The sequence below is a fragment of the Methylobacterium aquaticum genome (assembly GCF_001043915.1).
In the GTDB taxonomy this organism is placed as follows: domain Bacteria; phylum Pseudomonadota; class Alphaproteobacteria; order Rhizobiales; family Beijerinckiaceae; genus Methylobacterium; species Methylobacterium aquaticum.
In genome coordinates this window covers 17,794-39,859 of sequence record NZ_LABX01000072.1, presented here as the reverse complement: position 1 = coordinate 39,859, position 22,066 = coordinate 17,794, and the positions used below count along the sequence as shown (strand labels likewise).

The following is a 22,066-nucleotide window of genomic DNA, read 5'->3' as shown; positions in this document are numbered from 1 at the left end:
GCCGTGTGCCGGACGGATCCGCACGAAACCGCACAGCTGGACCGGCGTCAAGGCGGTGTCGTCGGCGCTGGGCCGGGCTCGGGCGCCGCCTCGGCGACCGCTTCCACCACCAGGCGCTTGGGCCCCGGGGCCAGGCCATCGAGCGGCCAGCAGGTCGCGAGGACCAGCCGTCGCCCCGGCGCGTCCGGATCGATCCCGGATCCGTCGAAGCGCACGATCCGGGACCGGACGACGCGGAACCGGACGATGCGTCCGTCCCGCCCCTGCACCGTGACCGGATCGCCCGGCGAGAGGCGGCCGAGGCTGCGGAACTGGGTGTCGCGGTGGGCCGCATAGACGGCGGTTCCGGGCTCGCCCGCCTCTGGCGTCCCCTCGACGTGGCCGGGCCCGAAGGCCAGGGCCTGGCCACTCGATCCGGCGAGGGCCAGATACGCCTCGTCGAGGCTCGGGAAGGCGATGCGGGCGACCGGCATGGTGTCGGCCCACGGCCAGGGGCGGGCCGGGGCGCCCTCCGCGAGGGTGCGGGCGAAGGCGCGGGCGAGCAGCGCCTGCGCCAGGGCCGCCTTGGCGGGGATCCAGGCGCCCTGGCCCGCGAGCGCGATCCCGCCCGCGGCCAGGAGGGCGGGCAGGGCCCTCACGGCGCCACCCGCGGCAAGCGCGCCCGCAGGAGCAGGGCGAGGCCGAGCAGGCCGGCACCGGTCAGCAGCAGGAGGTCGGACGCCGTCCCGGTCTGCGGCAGGCTGATCGAGCGGGTCGAGGCCGGGATCAGCTCGGCCGGGCCGTGTTCGGCCCGCCGCCCGGGCCGGGTCGAGACCGGGTCTTGCGGGAGATCGCGTCCGAACAGCGCCTCGAAGTCCCAGCCGGCGGGCAGGTTAAGCGGCAGGTCGGTGCGTGCGAGGCGCGTGCCGGCCGGCCGCCGCGGCGTGGCGTCGATCGCCACCAGGGAGGTCAGCCGGGTCGTCAGCCCCTGTTCGAGGGCGAGGCGCAGGATCGCGGCATCGGCGGCCTCCGCGGTCATCCGGCCGGTGATCCGCGCGGTCTCGGCCTCGCCGATCCGGGCGCGGGCCCAGACCTTGCCGATGCCGATGCCGGTGCCGGTCTCGGCCTCGTCGAGGTTCAGCACCGTGCGCCAGGGCTGCCCGCCGATCCGGCCGGTGAGGGTCAGGGTCCCGGTGGCGTTCCGCATCCGCGCCGCGATCGTCACCGGCTCGCCGCGATAGAGATCCGGCAGCGCCGCCGGACTCGCCTCGGCCTCCTCCGAGAAGGTCGCGGCGAGGTCGGTGACGACCGGGCTCTCGAGCTTGAGCAGGAGGTCCCGCATCCGGTCGGCGACCTGGTCCACCGTCGCGATCTGCGTGAAGGTGCCACGGCCAAGCTCGGCGGCATGGCGCATCAGGTGGCCGTTCGGGGCCGAGCCGATCCCGACCATGAACAGCCGCGTGCGCCCGCGCTCCTGCGCGATTGCGGAGAAGATCCGCGCCTCGTCGCCGATCGCCCCGTCGGTGAGGAACACGACCTGGCGCACCCGCCCGGTTCCCTCCGGATCGGCATCCCGCAGCGCCGCGCGGAGCGGCGCCAGCATCTCGGTCCCGCCGCGGGCCTCCAGGCTCGCCACGAAGCGCCGCGCCTCGGCGAGATGGCCGTCATCGGCGGGCGCCAGGTCGGGGAAGATCGTCTCCATCGTGTCGTCGAAGCGGATCACGTTGAAGCGGTCGCCCGGGCGCAGCCGGTCGAGACCCGCGAGCAGGCCCGCCTTGGCCTGGCGGATGGAGGTGCCCCCCATCGAGCCCGAATTGTCGATCACGAAGATCACGTCCCGGGGCGGCGGAGCGGCCGGGAGCGCCGCCGCGGGCGGGGTCACGACGGCGAGAACGGAATCGGCACCGGCCTTCCGCTCCCGGAACAGGCCGATGGCCGGAGCCGTTCCGGGAGCGGGCGTCCAGGTCAGTTCGAAGTCCCGGTCGGCCGCGGTGGCGCCGTCGGTCAGGGCGATGCGGCGTTCGCGCGCCGAGGGCGCCTCGACGGTGATCGCATGGGTGGCGCTCGTGACCGCGCCGAGGGTGAAGCCGGCCTTGAGGTCGACCGAGAGCGTCAGCGGATTGATCGGGGCGTGACGCGCCGGATCGAGCACGGGGGCCGTGATCGCGTGCCGGTCGGGGACGGGATCCGGCTCCGCCGGGCCGTCGGCGGTCCGCTGGACGGGCGGCGGTGCCGGGCTGTAGCGCGGCGCCGCGACGGTCGGCAGCCGCAGGGAATAGGTGTCGCCGGAGCGCCGCACGCTCTGCTGGTATTGGATCTGGACCAGCACGGTCTCGCCGGGGGCGATGTTGGCGACGGCGTTGGTGAAGAGGTTGGGCCGCTGCTGCTCGGTCAGCGCCGCCGTCTTGCCCTCGGCCCGGGCGGCCTCGTAGTCGCGCTTCGCCGCCTGCCGCTCGCGGATATCGGCCACGATGACCCGATCGCCGACCACGAGCCGCATCGCGTCGACGGCGGCATCCTCCGGCAGGGGAAACAGGTAGGTGCCCTCGACCCACTCCGCCGTGGTGTTGCGGAACGCCTGGGTGATCGTGGCCCGCGCCGTCGGCCCGCTCACCGCGATGGCCGCGTCGGCGGCCAGGCGCGGCGCCTCGACCGGCGCGCCGCCGCCGTGACGCAGCAGCAGGGTGCCGCCGCCTCCCTCCTCGGCCTTGGCCGGCGGCCCGCCGAGGAGGGCCAGCACGGCCGCGACCAGGGGGCCGACGAGGAGGTTGCGGGGCAACGGTTCGGGGAAGGGATGTCGATGCATGGGGAGCCTCGCCGTCGGGGCGCACCGGTTCGCGACCGGTCGACCGGAGACTCGCCCGGGCCCGGGACACCCGCCACGGGACAGTTCGCCAACCTTCGGGCTGCTCCCGCACCGGTCGTCCGAGCCGGTGGGGCATGCGGGGCGGCTGCCGACGGTGCGGTGCGGACCCGTGCGGGCGCGTCCGCCGGCCGGGGAGCCGGTTGACTCACTCCGGGTTCTCCGGCGCTCTCCCGTCTTTGAGGGATCGTGTCCAGAGAGGATCGTGTGATCGCGGCCCTCGGGCGCGTCACAGCTCCGACGCCCAGGTCCGGCCGCGCGCCGCGCGCGCCTACAGGCTCACGCGAGGCAACGCGCCCGAGGGCCGCGATCCGCCGTGACCCGCCGGACGGTCGGGAACCGTGACAGGGGCATGGTTGGTATGCTGCGCTGCGGCACCCGGTGCGCTTGGCGGAGGGCGGGGACCACCTACCTTCTGGGCTGACGACGGCCGCCATCGGCCGGACCATCCCGGAGAGATCCTTGCCTTCCCTGTTCGATCCGATCCAGCTCGGCGCCATCCAGGCGCCGAACCGCATCCTGATGGCGCCGCTGACCCGCGGTCGCGCCTCGCGGACCCACGTGCCGACCCCGATCATGGCCGAGTATTACCGGCAGCGCGCCGGCGCCGGCCTGATCATCAGCGAGGCCACCGGCATCTCGCAGGAAGGCACCGGCTGGCCCTTCGCCCCGGGCCTGTGGTCGGCTGAGCAGGTCGACGCCTGGAAGCCGGTGGTCGCGGCGGTCCACGAGGCCGGCGGTCGCATCGTCGCGCAGCTCTGGCATATGGGCCGGGTGGTCCATCCCGACTTCCTCGGCGGCCAGGCGCCGGTCTCGGCCTCGGCCACCACCGCGCCCGACCAGGCCCATACCTACGAGGGCAAGAAGCCCTATGCCGAGGCGCGGCCCTTGCGCGAGGACGAGATCCCGCGGCTGCTGGCGGATTACGCCAAGGCTGCCCGCAACGCGGTCGAGGCCGGCTTCGACGGGGTGCAGATCCACGCCGCGAACGGCTACCTGATCGACCAGTTCCTGCGCTCGGGCACCAATCTGCGCCAGGACCGCTACGGCGGTCCGGTCGAGAACCGCATCCGCCTCCTCGCCGAGGTCGCCCGCACCGTCGCCGACACCGTGGGGGCCGAGCGGACCGGCGTCCGGCTGTCGCCGAACGAGCCGATTCAGGGCGTCGACGATCCCGAGCCCGAGACCCTGTTCCCGGCCGCCGCCGCCGCCCTGTCGGAGATCGGCGTCGCCTTCCTGGAACTGCGCGAGCCAGGCCCCAACGGCACCTTCGGCAAGGCCGCCCGCCCGGCGGTGGCCCCCGCCATCAAGGCCGCGTTCCGGGGCCCGCTGGTGCTGAACTCCGATTATGACGGGCCGCGGGCGCAGGCCGCCCTCGACGAGGGCCACGCCGACGCCATCGCGTTCGGCCGCACCTTCATCGCCAACCCGGACCTGCCGGAGCGGATCGCCAAGGGCGCGCCCCTCAACAAGGACCATTACAAGACCTGGTACAGCCAGGGCCCCGAGGGCTACATCGACTATCCGACCCTCGACGCCGGCTGACGGCGGCGTCCCGGATCAAACCGCTTCCGCCGTGGAGGCGCGTGCACCGCACCTTGATCCGGCTTGACGTCTGGCCCCGCGTTTGCGACGCCGCTCGGCGCCTGCCCATCGGGCAGGCGCCGTCCGTCGGAGCGGACAGGCGGCATCGTGGCGGCACGCGGAGTCGATGCATGAGCAACCCGGGCAACACCTCTGCGACCTCCCAGGAGCCGAAGCAGCTCCTCCACCTGGTGTTCGGGGGCGAGCTGACCGACCTCGACAGCGTCACCTTCCGCGACCTGTCGACGCTCGACGTGGTCGGCATCTTCCCCGACTATGCCAGCGCCGCCATGGCCTGGAAGGCGAAGGCCCAGCAGACGGTGGACAGCGCGCAGACGCGCTACTTTATCGTGCATCTTCACCGGCTGTTGCAGCCCTGAGGCGAGTTCTTCCATTCAGGCATGCCCTCGCGGTGCATGTGACACGTCGGGGCTTGCGCAGTCCGGCGCCCATGAAGGCATTGTGACGATTTCCCGGCGCTGGTAAGAGCGTCGCCCGTCACACATGAGAGCATCGCCGCGCGAGGGGCCCGCATTCGCGCGACCTCGATGCGATTCCTCCCTCCCCCGGCGCGCGCGGTCTCACGGCGAGCACCGCGCGGCAGCGCCGGGATCTTCGCGCGGGCACGATGGAAGCACGATGAAATCCTCGATCAAGATCGTCGCCGGCAATGCGAGCCGCCCGCTGGCCGAGGCGATCGCGGCCTATCTCGAGCAGCCGCTGGCGGTCTGCTCGGTCCGTCGCTTCGCCGACATGGAGATCTTCGTCGAGCTCCAGGAGAACGTGCGCGGCGAGGACGTGTTCATCGTCCAGTCGACGTCGTTCCCGGCCAACGATCACCTGATGGAACTGCTCATCATGATCGACGCCGCGCGGCGCTCCTCGGCGCGGCGGATCACCGCGGTGCTGCCCTATTTCGGCTATGCCCGCCAGGACCGGCGCACCTCCGGCCGCACCCCGATCTCGGCCAAGCTGGTGGCCAACCTCATCACCGAGGCCGGGGCCGACCGGGTCATGACCCTCGACCTGCATGCCGGCCAGATCCAGGGCTTCTTCGACATCCCGACCGACAACCTGTTCGCCGCCCCGGTGATGGTGCGCGACATCAAGGAGCGGCTCGACCCGGCCGACATGATGGTGGTGTCGCCCGATGTCGGCGGCGTGGTGCGGGCGCGGGCGCTCGCCAAGCGCATCGACGCGCCGCTCGCCATCGTCGACAAGCGCCGCGAGCGGCCCGGCGAATCGGAAGTGATGAACATCATCGGCGAGGTCGAGGGCCGGTCCTGCATCCTCGTCGACGACATCGTCGATTCCGGCGGCACGCTCGTCAACGCCGCCGAGGCCCTGCTCGCCAAGGGCGCCAAGGACGTCTCGGCCTACATCACCCATGGCGTGCTCTCGGGCGGCGCGGTGTCACGCATCGCCTCCTCGAAGCTCAAGGAATTGGTGATCACCGACTCGATCCAGCCGACCGCCGCGGTCAAGCTCGCTCGCAACATCCGGGTCGTCACCATCGCGCCGCTGCTCGGCGAGGCGATCGGGCGCACCGCCGACGAATCGAGCGTGTCGAGCCTGTTCGTCTGAGCCTCGTCCGGCCCGTCGCCCGACGCCCGACCGGCGCGGGATGCTTGCCGGGGCTGGCACCTCACCTCCGCGCAACCGCTTCGCCCACGAAAGCGGTTTGCGCCTGGCCTGAGACGCGCCTATATATCGGGCGATTCCCTCACAATGTGAGACAGGCCGTCCTGATATCCCGGGACGCTGGCGGGGCCTCCCGGCTCCGCCCCGGGCGCCCTGTCGCCGGCGAGGGACCCGTGTTTGTACAGTGCCGCTTCCCGGACGGGCGGCCGTCGCGCTCCCGCTCCAGGAGCGCCCCGAGGAGGTGTGGTATGTCCCAGGGACCGTTGATGCCGAAGGCGACGGCCGTCTGGCTCGTCGAGAACACGTCGCTGTCCTTCGATCAGATCGCCGATTTCTGCAAGCTCCACCCCCTCGAGGTGAAGGGCATCGCCGACGGCGAGGTGGCGGCCGGCATCAAGGGCCTCGACCCGGTCTCGACCGGCCAGCTCACCCGCGAGGAGATCGAGCGGGCGCAAGCAAACCCGAACCACCGCATGAAGGTGGCGGTGTCCAAGGTGAAGCTGCCCGAGGTGAAGCGCGCCAAGGGTCCGCGCTATACGCCTCTGTCCCGCCGCCAGGACCGGCCCAACGCCATCCTGTGGCTGCTGCGCAACCACCCCGAGCTGAAGGACGCGCAGGTGATGCGCCTCGTCGGCACCACCAAGTCGACGATCCAGCAGATCCGCGAGCGCACCCACTGGAATTCCGGCTCGTTGCAGCCGATGGACCCGGTGACCCTCGGCCTGTGCTCGCAGATCGATCTCGACTTCGAGGTCCAGCGCTCCGCCAAGGACCGGCCGCTGGTGGACTCCGCCGAGGGCGGCGCCACCCTGATGCCGCCCGAACTCTCGGTCCTGCCCGAGGCCGAAGAGGAGCGCGACGCGGGCCACCGCCCCGGCCGCGGCGACGAGCGCCTCGACGCCAATTCGGTCTTCGCCCGTCTCAAGCCGCTGCGGAAGGGCGAACAGGACGACGACGACGAGTATTGACGGCTGCCGGACGGCTGTTCCCACGGCAATGGCCGTGCCCCGCCTGAACCCTCCCCCCTCCGCGGGGAGGGTGGCGAACGCCGCGGGACGCGGTCCCGCCGAGAGGGGACGCCGCTTCCGGAGAGGTCGCGACCGATCTGAAGGGCGCCCGCGTCAATCAGCGTCGCGCTGCCCCTCTCGCGGCTTCTGCTCACGCAGGGTCCACCCTCCCCCGCGGAAGCGGGAGGGTTTGGGGCACGGATGTCACGTCTCGAACAGCGACCCCTGCACGGCGCCCTCCACGGGCGCCTTTTTCGTGTCAGCGGCGGGCTCCTTGCGCCGGGCGGCCCGGCGCGGGGCCGGCCGCGCCGGCGCCGGCGGGGTTTCGGGTGTCGCGGCGCCCTCGACGGTCGCCGCCACCCGCCCGTCGGCAAACTCGACCGTCAGGCGGCCTGCCGCCCGCGCCGCCTCCGCCGTGCCGACCGGCGTTCCGGATGCATCGAGCACCAGCGCATAGCCGCGGGCCAGCACCGCCCGATAGTTGAGGCTGGAGAACAGGGCGGTCGCCCGCGACAGGCGGCCCGCCAGGCGTTCGAGCCCGTGGCCCGGCGCCCGATGCAGCCGGCGCGACACGCCGTTCAGCCGCTCGCCCTGCACCGCCAGCACCCGTTCCAGAGCGTGGCGCGGGCGATGGTCGATCGCCGCCAGGCGCTCGCGGGCCCGGGCGAGGCGCAAGGAGGGCGGGTTGCGGGCAAGCCCCTGGAGCGCTCGGTTGAGGCGGCCTTGCGCGTCCCGGGCATTGGCGGCCAGCGCCGGGGCGAGGCGGGCTTCCGCGAGGTCGAGGCGCTGGCGTTTCTGGGCGAGCAGGGCCTCCGGACCCGGCAGCGCCCGGGTCAGGCCGCGCAACTCGCCCCGGCGCTGGTCGACGAGGCGCGAGAGCGCGCCGGCATGGCGGCGGCCCAGCGACTCGAGGTCGGCCAGCAACTCGTGCAGCACCGGCACCGCCATCTCGGCGGCGCCGGTCGGGGTCGGGGCGCGCCGGTCGGCGGCGTGGTCGATCAGCGTGACGTCGGTCTCGTGCCCAACGGCGGCGATCAGCGGGATCGTGCTCGCGGCGGCGGCGCGGACCACGATCTCCTCGTTGAAGCACCACAGGTCCTCGATCGAGCCGCCGCCGCGGGCGACGATCAGCACGTCCGGCCGCGGGATCGCGCCGCCGGGCTCCAGCGCGTTGAAGCCGTGGATCGCCGCCGCGATCTCCTCGGCCGCGCCCTCCCCCTGCACCCGCACCGGCCAGACCAGAACGGGGCGCGGGAAGCGGTCGGCGAGGCGATGCAGGATGTCGCGGATCACCGCCCCGGTCGGCGAGGTGACGACGCCGACGACCATGGGCAGGTACGGCACCGGCCGCTTGCGGGCGGCATCGAACAGCCCTTCCGCGGCGAGCAGGCGGCGGCGCTCCTCCAGCAGCGCCATCCAGGCGCCGGCCCCGGCGGGCTCCAGCGAATCAACCACGATCTGGTAGGCGGACTTGCCCGGATAGGTCGTGATCCGGCCGGTGACCACGACCTCCAGCCCCTCCTTGGGCTTGTGGCGCAGCCGCAGCATCGTGCCCTTCCAGATCACGGCGTCGATCTTGGCGCCGCCGTCCTTGAGGCTGAAATAGGCGTGGCCGGAGCCGTGCGGGCCCCGATAGCCCGAGATCTCGCCCTTCAAGCGCACATGGCCGAACGCATCCTCCAGGGTGCGCTTGAGGGCGGTCGCCAGTTCGGTGACCGACCATTCGGGCACGTTGGCGATCGGGGCGGAGACGGCGGAAGCGGACATCGCCCGCGAGGCTAGCGGCTCGGGCCGGGCCGCGGAAGGCCGCTCCGCCGCTTGCGGAAGGCCCGTGTCCCAGGCGCATCAGTGCCGGTTGCCGCGCCGCGCCCGCGCCCCTAAACGTCTGGCGCAGGACTGACCTTCCGTTCCGGGACCGGCGATGCGCGACCAGCACCCCCTCACCCTCCTGCTGATCGGCGCCGGCGGGCGCGAGCATGCCCTGGCCTGGAAGCTCGCCCAGAGCCCGCTCTGCCGGCGCCTGCTGATCGCCCCCGGCAATCCGGGCACCGCGGCCCACGGCACCAACCTCGCCCTCGACGTCACCGACCACGCGGCCATCGTCGCCGCCTGCCGGCAGGAGGGCGTCGATGTCGTGGTGGTCGGCCCCGAGGCGCCGCTGGTGGCCGGCCTCGTCGATGCGCTCTCCGAGGCCGGCATCCGGGCCTTCGGGCCGAACGCCGCGGCAGCGCAGCTCGAAGGCTCGAAAGCCTTCACCAAGGAATTGTGCCGGGAATTCGCGATCCCGACCGCCGGTTTCGCGCGCTTCCGCGCGGTCGAGCCGGCCCTGGCCCATCTCCGCGCCGGCCGCATTCCGGTCGTCGTCAAGGCCGATGGCCTCGCCGCCGGCAAGGGCGTGGTGGTGGCCGAGACCTTGGGCCAGGCGGAGGCCGCCGTCGAAACCATGCTCGGCGGCGGGATGGGCGCCGCCGGGGCCGAGGTGGTGATCGAGGACTGCATGGTCGGCGAGGAGGCGAGCCTGTTCGCCCTCTGCGACGGCACCCGCGCCGTGCTGCTGGGCACCGCCCAGGACCACAAGCGCGTCCATGACGGCGACAAGGGCCCGAATACCGGCGGCATGGGTGCCTATTCCCCCGCCCCGGTGCTCACGCCGGACCTCGAAGCCGAGGTGATGGAGCGGATCATCCGCCCGACCCTCGACGGGATGCGGGCCCGCGGCACGCCGTTCTCCGGCATCCTCTATGCCGGGCTGATGCTGACCGCGGACGGCCCGATGCTGATCGAGTACAACACCCGCTTCGGCGACCCCGAATGCGAGGTGCTGATGCCGCGCCTCGCCTCGGACCTGGTGCCGCTGCTGCTCGCCGCCGCCGAGGGCGACCTGTCGGGCGTGACGCCGGAATGGCGCGACGAGGTGGCGCTGACCGTCATCATGGCGGCGCCCGGCTATCCCGGCCCCGTCGCCAGGGGCTCGGAGATTCGCGGGCTGTCGGAGGCGGAAGCCGCCGGTGCCCTGGTGTTCCAGGCCAGCACCCGGCGCGACGGCGAGCGGCTGGTGGCCGAGGGCGGCCGGGTGCTGGCCGTGACGGCGCTCGGGCGCACCGTGCGGGAGGCGCAAGCCAAAGCCTATGCCGCCCTCGACCGGATCGACTGGCCGGAGGGCTTCTGCCGCCGCGACATCGGCTGGCGCGCCGTGGCCCGCGAGACCTGAGCCGGGCTCCCGCGTTACCCTGGCTCAGGTCCGCGCGGTGGCGCGGGCCGAAACCCGTGGGGAGCCTCGATGCCCGCCGACCTGTTTCCCGGCTTCACGTCGCACTGGATCGACCTGCCCGATGGGCGCTTCTTCGCCCGGGCCGGCGGGCCGGAGGAGGCGCCGCCCCTGGTGCTGCTGCACGGCTTTCCCCAGACCCATGCCTGCTGGCACCGGATCGCCCCGGCGCTTGCCCGCACCCATCGGGTGATCTGCCTCGACCTCAAGGGCTACGGCTGGTCGGCGGCGCCAAAGGGCGATCCGGCGCATGACGCCTATTCCAAGCGGCAGATGGGCCGGGAGGTGGTCGCCGTGATGGAGCGGATGGGCCATGTCCGTTTCGGCCTCGTCGGCCACGACCGCGGCGCCCGGGTCGGCTATCGCCTCGCCCTCGACGAGCCGGGCCGGATCGATCGCCTCGCCCTCCTCGACATCGTGCCGACGCTCTCCCAGTGGCAGAAAATGGACCGGGAGCCCGGCGCCTACCCGCATTGGCGCTTCCTGGCGCAACCCGCGCCAATCCCCGAGCAGGAGATCGGCAAGGCACCGATCCCCTATTACGAGGACCTGCTGCGGCTCTGGACCGGCAACGGCACCCTCGACGCCTTCTCGCCCGGCGCCCTCGATCTCTACCGCCAGAGCTGGAACGTGCCCGAGCGCATCCACGCGAGTTGCGAGGATTACCGCGCCGGGGCCGGGCCTGACCGGGCTGCCGACGAGGCCGACATCGCCGAAGGGCGCCGCCTCGCCGGCCCGCTCCTGGTGCTGGTCGCCGACCGCTTCGTCGGCCGCGACGGGCTCGATCCGGTGCGCCGGGCCTGGACCGGCACCTTCGCGCCACAGGACACCACCTTCGAGATCGTCGCGTCGGGGCACTTCGTGGCCGAGGAAAATCCACAGGCGACGCTCGCCGCGCTGGAGCGCTTCCTGGCCGCCTGACCGGGGTCCTGCCCGCGCGGCAGACCCGCGCGGGGCGGGAGGCCGCTCCCCGCCCGGGACCGTAGCCGGACAATGGCCCCTGCGGCACAACCCGGGTGGGTGCACGTCGCCCGGGGGAAACATCCGTGGGTCTGATCTACGCGCTCGGCGCCTTCCTGAGCTGGGGCCTCGTCGTCCCGGTGCATTTCCGCCTGCTCGACGGGGTGCCGGCCTGGGGCATCCTCGCCCACCGCATCGTCTGGTCGGCCCTGTTCATCGCGCTGCTGCTCGTCGCCCTGCGGCTGCTGCGCCGCGGGCCGATCGTCTCGTTCGAGCGCCGCCACCTCTTCCTGCTGCTCTCCGCCCTCATCATCGCGGGCAATTGGTCGCTTTACCTGTGGGCGGTGCAGAACGGGCGGATGCTGGAGGCGAGCCTCGGCTACTTCGTCAACCCGCTCGTCAACGTCGCACTCGGCGCCCTGGTCCTGCGCGAGAGGTTGCGCCCGCTCCAGCTCGCCGCGGTGGCGCTCGCCGCCCTCGGGGTCGTCGCGGCGGTGGTGGCGGCCGGCTCCCTGCCCTGGATCGCCCTGACGCTCGCCGTCAGCTTCGCGATCTACGGCCTGATCCGCAAGCTGGTGCCGATCGATCCGATTCTCGGCCTCGGCGCCGAGACCGTCGCGCTCCTGCCGATCGCCCTGGCCTATCTCGCCGTCGCGCCGACGCCGCCCGGGCTCGGAGGCATCGACTGGCTGCTTCTGGTGCTCACCGGCGTCACCACCGCGGTGCCGCTGATGTGGTTCGCGGCGGCCGCCGCCCGGCTCAAGCTCTCGACCCTCGGGCTGATGCAATACCTCTCGCCGTCCTGCCTGCTGCTGCTCAGCGTGCTGGTCTACGGCGAAAAGCTGCCGCCCTCCCGGGCGCTGGTCTTCGGGCTGATCTGGGCCGGACTGGCGCTCTACGCCCTCGACGCCGCGCGTCCACGCAGCGTGGCGGCGCGGGCCCCCGAGGACAGGCCAGCCTGACGCAAGCCCCATTGGTCAAGCTTCCCCCGTCCAACCATAATCGCCGGGCTTTCTCGCCTCACGCGACGAATCGGCGGGGGCCACGATGATCCTGAACCAGGTGAAGACGAGGGACGAGGACGGGCCGCACCCGATCTGGCTGGTGGTCGGCCCCTGGGCGGTGTTCGCCGTGGCGGTGGGAGGATTCCTGGCGCGGTGGCTGCCCTGAGCGGAGTGTGTCCGCCGCGAACCGACCCGGATGCGTCACCGCGCCGTTCGGGGTTTCACAGCGCGAACACGCTGTCTCTTGCACCGACGGCCTAAGATCCTGACGCATCGAGTCGATCTCGGGCTTGCCCGAGATCGACGAGGCCGTTGACCCATCGCGAATTTTCGATGCCAAGCCCAGATGTCCAGGACCGTAGGCTTGGCGACGGGTCGAGAACGAAACCAAAGGTCGTTGTCTACGACCGTTGATATTACAGGTAGCTCGTCAGCGACAGCTTCGAGAGCATCGAGGTGGCCTGGTAGCTTGCCTGCAACTGCGTTTGCAGGGTCATGAGCTTGGCCGCCGCCTCCTCGGTCGTGACCGATTCGACGCCGTCCACGGTCGTCTGGAGCACTGCCTTGGTGGCGGTGTTCTGGCTCTTCTGGGTGTCGATCTGGGCCGAGGCGAGGCTCAGCTCCGAGGCGATGCCCTGCACCGAGGGCTGGCCGTCGCCGGGCTTGAAGAGGCTTTGCAGCCGGCCCGAATAGGCGTCGAAGCGGCTGCCGTCGGTGTCGGTGTCGTCGAACGGCGTGGTGGCGAGGACGGCGAGGCCGCTCAAGGTCGCGCGGAGCGGCTCCTCGTTGGCCTGGACGCCGATCGCCACCGACTGGTCGCGGGAGACCGGCACGGTCGCGGTCTGGCGCGGATCGGCGGAGGTGTCGTCGCCCTTGTACCAGATCAGGGTCCGGCCGCTCGGGTCGGCGAGGTAGCCGGTGGCGTTGCCGGCCGCGTCTGTCGCGACCCGGCGCGGGCTCAGGCCCGGCGAGGACGAGCCGGCGAAGAAGTCGCTCGCCGCCCGCGTCGCGGAACTCGCCGCGAGGTCGGTTCGGGCCGTCGCATCGAGCGCCGTCGCCAGCGCCGTCCGGAGGTTGGCGGCGGTGTCGGCCGGGCTCGCGCCGATCGCGAAGGTGCCGGCATTCTTGGTGTCCGCGGCGGCCTTCAGGGTCAGGGTCTTGCTGGTGCCGTCGCGCAGGCCTACCGTGACCTGCACGCTGTCGCCGGCCTTAAGCCCCGCCCCCACCGTCAGGGTGGCGGAGGCCGGGCTGCCGCCCGACAGCGTCGCCGTCGCCCCGGGCGGGCTCGCGCTCTGCACGCCGGTGACGGTCCTGCCCGCCAGCGCCGCGGTGAGGCTCTGCGCGCTCGCCACCGGATCGGCCCCGATCGTGAAGGTGCCGTCCCCGCCGCGCCCCGGCGCGCGGGCGGTGAGGTCGACGACATCCTGGCTGCCATCCGGGTTGCGGACGCTCACCCGGACGATGTCGCCGTCCTTCGGCTGGCTGGCGAAGGACAGGGTGGCGGTCGACGGCGATCCGGGCTGGAGCGCGACCGAGAGGCCGGCCGGGTTCGCGCTGACGGCGTTGGCGATGGTGAAGCCGAATTGCGTCCGCACGTCGGATGACGGGCTCTCCGACAGGCTCACGCTCGCGCCCGTGCCCGAGAGGTCGAGCCGGCCGGTCTTCGGCGTGCCGATGCCGAGATCGGCGGACTGGCGCTCGGCGATCACGGTCCGCACGCCGTCCAGGCCGGCAGCGGGGTCGCCGTCGAGGATCCGGGCGGCGCTCTCCACCGGCGCCCGGTCGGTGACCCGGCCGCCCATGATGTACTGGCCGCCGGTGCTCTGGTTGAGGGCGTCGAGGGCGCCGCCGAGCTGGCCCGCCGCGTTCTGTTGCAGGGTCGAGCGGGCGGCGGTGCCGGTGCCGGTCCGGGCGCTGACGAGGCTGTCCCAGGTCGAGGAGCCCAGGGTCGCGATCTGCTGCACGCTCGCCGAGGCCAGGGCCACCCGGGTCGACCCGGTGCCGGCCGCCGCGATGTAGCTGTCGAGGGCGCTGATCTGCGCGTGGGCCGCGAGGCTCTGGGTGCGCCCGCCGCCGAGGCCGCCATAGGTATCGGCGGTCCGGCCGCTGCCGATCTGGGCCGAGAGCGTCCCGAGCGACGCCTTCATGGCGACGAGGCGCTGGGTGTTGAGGTCGGCGGCGGCGGTGCCGGCCGCGAAGGGAGCGATGGTCATCGCGGTCGGTCCTCTCAGATGCGGAGCAGGGTGTCGAGCATGTCGCGGGCGGCCGTCAGCACCCGGGCATTGGCGCTGTAGGCGGTCTGGAGCTGGATCAGCCGGGACATCTCCTCGTCGACGCTGACGCCGGATTCCTTGCCGAAGCGGCTCTGGGCCGAGGCCAGGGCGATCTGCTGCCCCTCGTCGAGCTGCTGCGCCTCGGCGCTGGCCGCGCCCCGGGCATCGACCACCGACTGGGTGAAGCCGGTCACGGTGGCGGCGCGCGGGGCACTGACCCCGCCGATGCCGCTCGCCGCCGAGAAGGTCAGGGTGCGGCTGGTCAGGGCGGCGGTGAGGTATTGCGGCCGCGCCGTGTCGCCCGAGGCGGTGGTGTCGGCATAATCCACCAGGGTGGACGAGTCGGCGGTCACCGCCGGGTTGACGCCGAGGCGCTGGGCAAAGCCCGTCAGGTGCGAGCCGCCCTCGAACGAGCCGGTGAAGACGCCGTTGCCGGTCCCGGCATCGACGAACAGCGCGAGCGGGCCGCTGCCGGTCTTGGTGTCGGACGCGCTCGTCGGCACGGTGACGGAGGCGCTGGCGCTCGTCAGCGCGAGACCGGCGGGATCCGACAGGATCCGCACCGAACCCGCGGCGCCGCCGGGCGTCGCCGACACGGTGAAGCCAGTGCCGAGCACGGCGCCGATCTGCGGGGCGAAGGTCGCGGGCCCGCCCGAGATGTCGACCGGCACCACCAGGGCGGTCGGGTCGTCGGTGAGCGCGGGATCGATCGGGTTGGCGGCCGCGCCGTTCGTCGGCATCAGGATCAGGTTGCGGCCCATCCCGGCGGCGTTGCGCACGCCGAGCGTCACGGCGTTGCCGGCCTGGAGACCGGTGAGGTCGATGTCGAAGCCGGTGAGCCCGTTCGCGGTGGCGGCCGTCCCGGTCGCCGGGCGGTCGCTCAAGGCGCGCGACAGGCCGGAGGCGAGGTCGTCGAGCTGGCGCTGCGCCTGGACCAGGGTCTCGTCGCGCAAGCTCACCGCGGCGGCGATCGACCCGGAGCGGATCGCCCCGGTGGCGACGAGGTCGATCGTCGCGCCGGCCGGCGTCGTCGCCGTCACGGTGCCGACGCCGCGGGTGGCCGGATCGGCCGAATACTGCGCCTGGGCGCTCAGGGCGCCACGGCCGTCGAAGGCGAGGCTCGCCGCGGCCCCGTGGTCGACCAGGGTCGCCCCGGAGGCGGTGAGCAGGGTGACCGAGCCGTCGGGCTGGTCGCTCACCTGCACGTCGAGATACTGCGACAGGGTGTTGATCGCCTGGTCGCGCCGGTCGAGGAGATCGGCGGTGCTGGCATCGCTCTTCGGCGTCCCGGCGATCCTGCCGTTCAGGTCCGCGATCTGCGACAGCAGCGTGCTCGCCGAGGCGACGTCGCCGCCGAGCTGGGATTCGAGGCCGCTGCGCAGGTCCTGCACCCCGCGCGCGATGCCCGAGATCGTGGTGGCGACGGTCCGAGCGGCACTGACGGCGGTCGCCCGCGAGGCGGCGGAGGTCGGGTCGCTCGTCAGCGCCTGGAGCGACTGGGTGAAGGCGTTCATCACCCCGTCGAGGGCGCTGCCGCTGCCCGGACTGCCATAGAGGGCGTCGAGCTGGCCCTGGACCTTGGCGGAGAGCCCGGTATAGGCCGCCCCCGCACTCTCGAGGCGCAACTGCTTCAGCGAGACCGCGTCGAGGGTCCGGCTGATCGTGCCCGTCGCGACGCCGGAATTGCCGAGGGTCGAGACGGAGGTGAGGGTTCGCTTGACGTAGCCGGCGGTGCCCGCATTGGCGACGTTCTGCGACACGAGGCCGATCGCCGCCTGCGTCACCTGGAGGCCGGCGGTCGAGGTGTTGAGGGCGTTGAGGGACATCGGTCGGATCCGGGTTGGGGTGAGAGCCGGGCCGCGCCGCTCCCCTTTTGGGGCGCGCGGCACGTGCCGACGTCTCGCGGATGGGCCGGATGCGAGCGGGCCGCCTTTTGCAGCCGACCGGATCCGGGGCGACGGAACGAGAGGGTTCGCCGCGATGCGGACCCGCATCGGCACGCCGACACGCGATCCGCCTGTCTCGTCGCTGTGTCGCAGCCTTTTGCCGCGAAACCGGCGATTACGTCTTCCGAAATCTGCCTTTTGCAGTATCCGGAAAAATGGATAACAGTCCCTTTCAGATCTATCGGATCACATTGATCAGATCGGACATCATCTGCTGGGCCGTCGACATCACCCGTGTGTTGGCCGAATAGGCTTGCTGAGTGACGATGAGCTTCGAGAACTCGCCGGCGGTGTCGGTGTTCGATTGCTCGACATTACCGCCGACGATGGTGGTGCCGGAGAGTCCGGCCAAAGGCTCGCCGGAATCCGCCGTCTGGGCGTAATTGCCGCCCGAGACCGCCTTGAGGGCGTTGGGCGCGTTGAACCGCGCCACGCCGATCTGGGCCAGGCCCACGGTGTTGCCGTTGGAATAGGTGCCGGTGAGCTTGCCGTCGCTCGTCACCGCGAGCGAATTGAGGGTGCCGGCGGCATAGCCGTTCTGCTGGAGCGTGGTGGTGGTGACCTGGCCGCCGGCCGATCCGTACTGGGTCAGGCCGCCGCTGCCGAAGTTCAGCGCCACGGCGCCGAGATTGGTGCCGTTCACCGTCAGGTTGGGAATGCTCAGGCTGGTGCCGGTGGGGGCGGTGAGCTGGCCGCTGCCGTTGAAGGTGAAGGCGGTGCCGACATTCTGCCAGGTGCTCGGCGTGGTGCCGGTGGCGGTCTGGTTGGCGTAGAACAGGTTCCAGGTGTCGCCGGAGCCCGCCGTCGCGTCGGCATTGGCGACCTTGGCCCAGCGCACCTGCACGCTCACCGGGGTGCCGGTGCCCGAATAGGCCGTCAGTTCGCCGCCCGCGATGCTGGACCCGACGAAGGCCGCCGAGTCGGAGGCGGCCACGGTCGGAGCCGTCGCGGCACTGCCCGACAGCACCCGGGGATCGCCGCCCGGCAGCGTGCCGAGCAGCGCAGTGCCCGACGTGGTGGTCGGGTTGCTCGGCAGATTCGCCGCATACGCGATGCTCGTCGTCGGCTTGGCCGGCAGGGCCGCGTCGGAGATCTTGATCGGCCCGGTGCCGGTCGAGGCGCCGTTCGCCGGGTCGAGGCTCTGCCCGGTGAGATAGGCGCCGGCGCCGTTGACGAGATAGCCGTTGCGGTCGACCGAGAAGTCGCCGCGGCGGGTATAGAGGGTGGTGCCCGAGAAGACCGGCGTTCCGCCCGGGGTTCCGCCCGCGGTCTGAACGGTGAAGAAGCCGTCGCCGCTGAGCGCCATGTTGGTCGGGACGCCGGTCGCCGCCACGCCGCCCTGAAGGCTGTTGGTCAGTTGCGAGAAGGCGGCGACCCCGCCGGCGCTCTGCTGCTTGGCCGGCTGCTCGGTGAGCATGTCGACGAAGTCGGTGTCGATCCGCTTGTAGCCGACGGTCTGCGAGTTCGCGATGTTGCCAGAAATGTTCCCAAGGCTGAAGGCCTGGGCCTGAAGGCCCGAGACCGAGGTCTGCAACGCGCTGAAAACGTCCATCTTCCCCAGAGCTCCAATCCCGTCAGGATCACTCGGGGGATGATCCGCAAGCCGTGTGCCAGGACCCAAGTCATTGATTTTTCAGGGGCACCGAACCGGCGAGCGGCAAAACCCGCCGGGTCCGACCGGGACCTTGCGGCAAAAACTGCCGTCGGATCGGCGCGCCATGTTTACGCCGTGTTGAACCTCTTGGCCTTAGCTGAACTCCTGGACCGCGGTGGAACCAGGGATATGCGCCCGAGCAAGCGAAGCAGCCTCATTCACCTGATCTACTTCTCGCGCGCTCAGCTCTCCGCCGAGCCGCAGGAACGCGCGCGCCAGGTCAACGACATTGCCCGTCACGCGCAGAAGAAGAATGAGTTCTCCGTCATCACCAGCCTCCTGATCGTCGATCAGGGCTACTTCATCCAGATCCTCGAAGGGGAGCGGATGTCGGTACAGGAGACGTTCCAGCGGATCAGCGGCGATATCCGCCACCGCGACGTGCACATCGTCGAATGGCGCGAGATCGCCAAGCGCGAGTTCGTGACGTCGTTCGCGTATGTCCTGCGGACGCAGACCAACGACATCCTGTTCCAGAAGGCCAACCTGGCGCCGATGCTCCAGCGCGGAACCCCGAAGGCGAGCACGATCCACTCCCTCGCACAGGCCCTCCAGGCCGATACCATGGCCAAGCAGGGCATCGATCATCTGTTCGTCTAGGAGCCGCCGGGAGCCCCCGGTGGTCCGTCATGAAATCTAACCCTGCTGGCTGGTTCCAATGAGCGAAGCACCCCCGATCCTGATCGTCGACGACCAGGCCAAACTCGTCCGCCTGGTGACCGAGTTGATGAACCGCCTCGGCTTCCCGGAGGTCGAGGGCGTGACCGACGGGCCGCAGGCCCTCGAGCAGCTGCGCAACAAGCGCTACGGCCTGGTGATCTCCGACCTCGACATGGAGCCGATGGACGGGATCCAGCTCCTGCGCGAGATCCGGGCCGACGACGTGCTGATGAACATGCCGTTCATCCTCACCGAGACCTCGTTCAGCTTCGAGGACATCAACGTGGCGCACCTCGCCGGGGCCGATGCGTTCATCCTCAAGCCGTTCGACCTGTCGCTCCTGAAGACGAAGCTGAAGCAGGTGCTGAACGGCCGGCCGCGCAAGCGCGAGACGCCGGTGGGCCCGATCTCGAGCCTCAACGTCGACTTCCCGCTGCTCGGCAAGCTCTGAGAACCCGGCGCCGCCCCCGCACGGGGCGGGCGCCGGCTGATACACGAGAGTCGTCCTCTCAGCGCCCGGTCCTCTCGCCGTGGCCCGATCGCGACCCCCGCCGCCGTGGCGAAGCCTGCCGGGCCGTCACGCCCGCCGCTTCTGGTAATCCTTCACGTCGGTGAAGCGGATCGCAGGCGCCCTCTCCTCCTCGTAGCGGAGCGAGAAGCTTGTGGTCGCCATGTAGACCGGGGCCCCATCGAGGTCGCTCGCCATCGACGAGCCGTGCGAGCCGATGAACTTGTCGAGTTCGACCTGGTCCTCCGCCTCGATCCAGCGGCAGATGGTGAAGCGCGTCGGCTCGTAGTCGATCGGCAGGCCGTACTCGGCCTGGAGCCGCTCCTTGAGCACGTCGAGCTGGAGCGCGCCGACGACGCCCACGATGGCGCCCGAGCCGTCCTGCGGCAGGAAGAGCTGCACGACGCCCTCCTCGGCCATCTGCTGGAGCGCCTCGCGCAGCTTCTTGGCCTTCATGGCGTCGGTGAGCTTGATCCGGCGCAGGATCTCGGGGGCGAAGCTCGGCACGCCGCGGAAGACCAGTTCCTCGCCCTCGGTCAGGGTGTCGCCGATGCGCAGGGTCCCGTGGTTGGGGATGCCGACGACGTCGCCCGCATAGGCTTCGTCGGCGATGGCCCGGTCCTGGGCGAAGAAGAATTGCGGTGCCGAGAGCGAGATCGGCTTGCCGGTGCGAACGAGCCTCGCCTTCATCCCGCGGCTGAGCTTGCCCGAGCAGACCCGCATGAAGGCGATGCGGTCCCGGTGGTTCGGGTCCATGTTCGCCTGGATCTTGAACACGAAGCCGGTCATCTTCGGCTCGGTCGGGGAGACCGCGCGGGTATCGGCATCCTGGCCGCGGGGCGGCGGCGCCACCTCGGCAAGCCCGTCGATCAGATCGCGCACGCCGAAATTGCGGAGCGCAGAGCCGAAGAAGACCGGGGTCAGGTGGCCCTCGCGGAACGCCGCGAGATCGAACGGCTTGCAGCCGCCCTCCGCCAGCTCCGCCTCCTCGCGCCAGGTCGCGGCGTCCCCGGCCTCCGGCAGCAGGGTGTCGAAGAGCGGATCGTCGGTCCCTGAGACCGGCACCGTGCCGGCATCGTCCGCCGCGTCGAGGCGGCGCACCCGGCGGCGCAGGAGATCGTAGGTGCCGGCGAAGCTCCGGCCGCGCCCGATCGGCCAGGTCACCGGCGCGACATCGAGGGCGAGGGTCTTCTCGATCTCGTCGAGGAGATCGAAGGGGTCGCGGGATTCGCGGTCGAGCTTGTTGACGAAGGTGACGATCGGGATGTCGCGCAGGCGGCAGACTTCGAACAGCTTGCGGGTGCGCGCCTCGATGCCCTTCGCGGCGTCGATCACCATCACGGCGGAATCGACCGCCGTCAGCGTCCGGTAGGTGTCCTCCGAGAAGTCCTCGTGGCCCGGCGTGTCGAGCAGGTTGAAGACGCAGTCGCCATACTCGAACGTCATCACCGAGGTGACGACCGAGATGCCGCGCTCCTTCTCGATGCCCATCCAGTCCGAGCGGGTCGAGACGCGGTTGCGCTTGGCCTTGACCTCGCCGGCGAGCTGGATCGCGCCGCCGAACAGGAGGAGCTTCTCGGTCAGCGTGGTCTTGCCGGCATCCGGGTGCGAGATGATCGCGAAGGTGCGGCGCCGGGCGACGGGATCGGCGGGGGCGCGCGGGGCGTCTGTCTGCATCAACATGGGATGTGTCTAGCCCGGACCCGGGGATCTGTCGCGGGTCCCACAGGGGCCCGGCCGTCGGTGGGAGTGAGCGATCCCTGAAACAGGGACGGCACAGCGGGCGCCGGCAGACGACCGCTGTGCCTCTCTCTACCCCAACCCGGCGGCGGAGGGCCAGAGCCCCCTTGCCTGTCTCAACCGCGGCCGATGAACGGCATCTTGGTCGCCATGACGGTCATGAACTGCACGTTGGCATCGAGCGGCAGGCTCGCCATGTAGACCACCGCGTCGGCGACGTGCTTGGCATCCATGGTCGGCTCGGGTCTCAGCGAGCCGTCGGGCTGCGGCACGCCGGCTTGCATGCGCGCGGTCATGTCGGTGGCCGCATTGCCGATATCGACCTGGCCGCAGGCGATGTCGTGGGCGCGCCCGTCGAGGGAGGTCGAGCGGGTGAGGCCCGTGATGGCGTGCTTGGTGGCGGTATAGGGCGCCGAGAACGGCCGCGGCACATGGGCCGAGATCGAGCCGTTGTTGATGATGCGGCCGCCGCGCGGCTGCTGCTTCTTCATCAGCCGGAACGCGCCCTGGGTGCACAGGAAGGCGCCGGTGAGGTTGGTGTCGACCACCGCCTTCCAGGTCGCGACGGGCAATTCGTCGAGTTCCACCGGCGGTGCGCCGATGCCGGCATTGTTGAACAGCACGTCGAGACGGCCGAAGGTCTCCTCGAGGCGGGCGAACAGCGCGGCCACCGACGCCTCGTCGCCGATATCGGTCGGCTGGGCAAGCGCGCGCCGACCCTTGGCCTCGATCTCACGAGCGACCGCCTGGAGCGGCTCGGGACGGCGCCCCGACAGCACCACGTCGTAGCCGGCCTCCGCGAGCGCGAGCGCCACCGCACGCCCGACGCCCGAGCCGGCCCCGGTCACCAGCGCGACCTTCTGCATGCTCATCTCGCCTCTCCTCCCCCTGTCGTTTGCTGGCGGCGGCTCGTTGACGATTGCGTCTGTGGGAGCCGGTCGCGACGTCCGGCATACACGAGCCCGATGGCCCCTCCAAC

The 22,066-nt window shown here is 71.5% G+C and carries 18 protein-coding genes; 10 read left to right on the top strand and 8 right to left on the bottom strand.

Translation table 11 applies throughout. The features are described from left to right. Positions 1 to 47: 47 nt before the first annotated feature. Together VP06_RS10415 and VP06_RS10410 are read right to left on the bottom strand one after the other, a co-directional pair. Positions 48 to 638, bottom strand: coding sequence for a class GN sortase (locus tag VP06_RS10415; protein ID WP_048463701.1), 591 nt, complete (start codon positions 636 to 638; stop codon positions 48 to 50). After that, positions 635 to 2,785: a marine proteobacterial sortase target protein gene (locus tag VP06_RS10410; RefSeq protein ID WP_048463700.1), complete on the bottom strand. Its 2,151-nt coding sequence runs from the start codon at positions 2,783 to 2,785 to the stop codon at positions 635 to 637. The genes VP06_RS10415 and VP06_RS10410 overlap by 4 nt, the downstream gene beginning before the upstream one ends. A 519-nt stretch (positions 2,786 to 3,304) precedes the next feature. On the opposite strand from VP06_RS10410, the gene VP06_RS10405 reads away from it, so the two are divergent. The 4 genes from VP06_RS10405 (at position 3,305) to VP06_RS10390 (ending at position 7,035) form a co-directional block, all read left to right on the top strand. After that, positions 3,305 to 4,387, top strand: coding sequence for an alkene reductase (locus VP06_RS10405; protein ID WP_048463699.1), 1,083 nt, complete (start codon positions 3,305 to 3,307; stop codon positions 4,385 to 4,387). A gap of 170 nt (positions 4,388 to 4,557) precedes the next feature. After that, positions 4,558 to 4,806, top strand: coding sequence for a DUF4170 domain-containing protein (locus tag VP06_RS10400; protein WP_048463698.1), 249 nt, complete (start codon positions 4,558 to 4,560; stop codon positions 4,804 to 4,806). 259 nt (positions 4,807 to 5,065) lie between these two features. Then, on the top strand, positions 5,066 to 6,010 hold the full coding sequence (locus VP06_RS10395; RefSeq protein ID WP_048463697.1) for a ribose-phosphate pyrophosphokinase: 945 nt from the start codon (positions 5,066 to 5,068) through the stop codon (positions 6,008 to 6,010). Between the two features lie 305 nt (positions 6,011 to 6,315). Then, positions 6,316 to 7,035: a DUF1013 domain-containing protein gene (locus VP06_RS10390; protein ID WP_048463696.1), complete on the top strand. Its 720-nt coding sequence runs from the start codon at positions 6,316 to 6,318 to the stop codon at positions 7,033 to 7,035. 243 nt (positions 7,036 to 7,278) lie between these two features. On the opposite strand, the gene xseA is transcribed toward VP06_RS10390, so the two are convergent. Continuing rightward, on the bottom strand, positions 7,279 to 8,841 hold the full coding sequence (gene xseA, locus VP06_RS10385) for an exodeoxyribonuclease VII large subunit (RefSeq protein WP_048463695.1): 1,563 nt from the start codon (positions 8,839 to 8,841) through the stop codon (positions 7,279 to 7,281). 154 nt (positions 8,842 to 8,995) lie between these two features. Between xseA and purD the strand changes: the two genes are divergently transcribed. The 4 genes from purD to VP06_RS38590 all read left to right on the top strand — a co-directional run bounded on the left by purD (position 8,996) and on the right by VP06_RS38590 (position 12,472). Beyond that, the gene (purD, locus tag VP06_RS10380; RefSeq protein ID WP_048463694.1) at positions 8,996 to 10,285 is read left to right on the top strand and encodes a phosphoribosylamine--glycine ligase; all 1,290 of its coding nucleotides are present in this window, start codon (positions 8,996 to 8,998) and stop codon (positions 10,283 to 10,285) included. Between the two features lie 69 nt (positions 10,286 to 10,354). Further along, a complete protein-coding gene (locus tag VP06_RS10375) occupies positions 10,355 to 11,263 on the top strand; it encodes an alpha/beta fold hydrolase (RefSeq protein WP_048463693.1) in 909 nt (302 codons plus the stop codon). A 125-nt stretch (positions 11,264 to 11,388) separates the two neighbouring features. Continuing rightward, complete coding sequence (gene rarD / locus VP06_RS10370) at positions 11,389 to 12,264, top strand: EamA family transporter RarD (protein ID WP_048463692.1); 876 nt, start codon at positions 11,389 to 11,391, stop codon at positions 12,262 to 12,264. Between the two features lie 85 nt (positions 12,265 to 12,349). After that, entirely contained in the window at positions 12,350 to 12,472 is a 123-nt protein-coding gene (locus VP06_RS38590) for a hypothetical protein (protein ID WP_280950199.1), read from the top strand. A gap of 250 nt (positions 12,473 to 12,722) precedes the next feature. Here VP06_RS38590 and VP06_RS10365 read toward each other — a convergent pair whose 3' ends face one another. From VP06_RS10365 to VP06_RS10355, 3 genes are all read right to left on the bottom strand, one after another. Beyond that, entirely contained in the window at positions 12,723 to 14,519 is a 1,797-nt protein-coding gene (locus VP06_RS10365; RefSeq protein WP_048463691.1) for a flagellin, read from the bottom strand. A gap of 14 nt (positions 14,520 to 14,533) precedes the next feature. Continuing rightward, positions 14,534 to 16,405, bottom strand: a complete 1,872-nt coding sequence (gene flgK / locus VP06_RS10360) for a flagellar hook-associated protein FlgK (protein ID WP_048463690.1) — start codon at positions 16,403 to 16,405, stop codon at positions 14,534 to 14,536. A 298-nt stretch (positions 16,406 to 16,703) separates the two neighbouring features. Continuing rightward, a complete protein-coding gene (locus tag VP06_RS10355) occupies positions 16,704 to 18,077 on the bottom strand; it encodes a flagellar hook protein FlgE (RefSeq protein WP_048463689.1) in 1,374 nt (457 codons plus the stop codon). A gap of 231 nt (positions 18,078 to 18,308) precedes the next feature. Here VP06_RS10355 and VP06_RS10350 point away from each other — a divergent pair, with 231 nt between their 5' ends. Together VP06_RS10350 and VP06_RS10345 are read left to right on the top strand one after the other, a co-directional pair. Beyond that, positions 18,309 to 18,779, top strand: coding sequence for a BLUF domain-containing protein (locus tag VP06_RS10350; RefSeq protein WP_048463688.1), 471 nt, complete (start codon positions 18,309 to 18,311; stop codon positions 18,777 to 18,779). A 58-nt stretch (positions 18,780 to 18,837) separates the two neighbouring features. Continuing rightward, complete coding sequence (locus tag VP06_RS10345) at positions 18,838 to 19,290, top strand: response regulator (RefSeq protein WP_048463687.1); 453 nt, start codon at positions 18,838 to 18,840, stop codon at positions 19,288 to 19,290. A gap of 126 nt (positions 19,291 to 19,416) precedes the next feature. On the opposite strand, the gene VP06_RS10340 is transcribed toward VP06_RS10345, so the two are convergent. Continuing rightward, positions 19,417 to 21,030, bottom strand: a complete 1,614-nt coding sequence (locus VP06_RS10340) for a peptide chain release factor 3 (protein ID WP_048463686.1) — start codon at positions 21,028 to 21,030, stop codon at positions 19,417 to 19,419. Between the two features lie 173 nt (positions 21,031 to 21,203). Then, positions 21,204 to 21,959, bottom strand: a complete 756-nt coding sequence (locus VP06_RS10335) for an SDR family oxidoreductase (protein ID WP_048463685.1) — start codon at positions 21,957 to 21,959, stop codon at positions 21,204 to 21,206. Positions 21,960 to 22,066 lie beyond the last annotated feature (107 nt).

Coding starts and splice junctions, on each gene's coding strand:
- VP06_RS10345 (WP_048463687.1), top strand. CDS start 18,838: ATGAGCGAAGCACCCCCGATCCTGATCGTCGACGACCAGGCCAAACTC.
- VP06_RS10390 (WP_048463696.1), top strand. CDS start 6,316: ATGTCCCAGGGACCGTTGATGCCGAAGGCGACGGCCGTCTGGCTCGTC.
- purD (WP_048463694.1), top strand. CDS start 8,996: ATGCGCGACCAGCACCCCCTCACCCTCCTGCTGATCGGCGCCGGCGGG.
- VP06_RS10395 (WP_048463697.1), top strand. CDS start 5,066: ATGAAATCCTCGATCAAGATCGTCGCCGGCAATGCGAGCCGCCCGCTG.
- VP06_RS10365 (WP_048463691.1), bottom strand. CDS start 14,519: ATGACCATCGCTCCCTTCGCGGCCGGCACCGCCGCCGCCGACCTCAAC.
- VP06_RS10410 (WP_048463700.1), bottom strand. CDS start 2,785: ATGCATCGACATCCCTTCCCCGAACCGTTGCCCCGCAACCTCCTCGTC.
- VP06_RS10400 (WP_048463698.1), top strand. CDS start 4,558: ATGAGCAACCCGGGCAACACCTCTGCGACCTCCCAGGAGCCGAAGCAG.
- VP06_RS10340 (WP_048463686.1), bottom strand. CDS start 21,030: ATGTTGATGCAGACAGACGCCCCGCGCGCCCCCGCCGATCCCGTCGCC.
- xseA (WP_048463695.1), bottom strand. CDS start 8,841: ATGTCCGCTTCCGCCGTCTCCGCCCCGATCGCCAACGTGCCCGAATGG.
- VP06_RS38590 (WP_280950199.1), top strand. CDS start 12,350: ATGATCCTGAACCAGGTGAAGACGAGGGACGAGGACGGGCCGCACCCG.
- VP06_RS10335 (WP_048463685.1), bottom strand. CDS start 21,959: ATGAGCATGCAGAAGGTCGCGCTGGTGACCGGGGCCGGCTCGGGCGTC.
- VP06_RS10350 (WP_048463688.1), top strand. CDS start 18,309: ATGCGCCCGAGCAAGCGAAGCAGCCTCATTCACCTGATCTACTTCTCG.
- VP06_RS10355 (WP_048463689.1), bottom strand. CDS start 18,077: ATGGACGTTTTCAGCGCGTTGCAGACCTCGGTCTCGGGCCTTCAGGCC.
- VP06_RS10375 (WP_048463693.1), top strand. CDS start 10,355: ATGCCCGCCGACCTGTTTCCCGGCTTCACGTCGCACTGGATCGACCTG.
- flgK (WP_048463690.1), bottom strand. CDS start 16,405: ATGTCCCTCAACGCCCTCAACACCTCGACCGCCGGCCTCCAGGTGACG.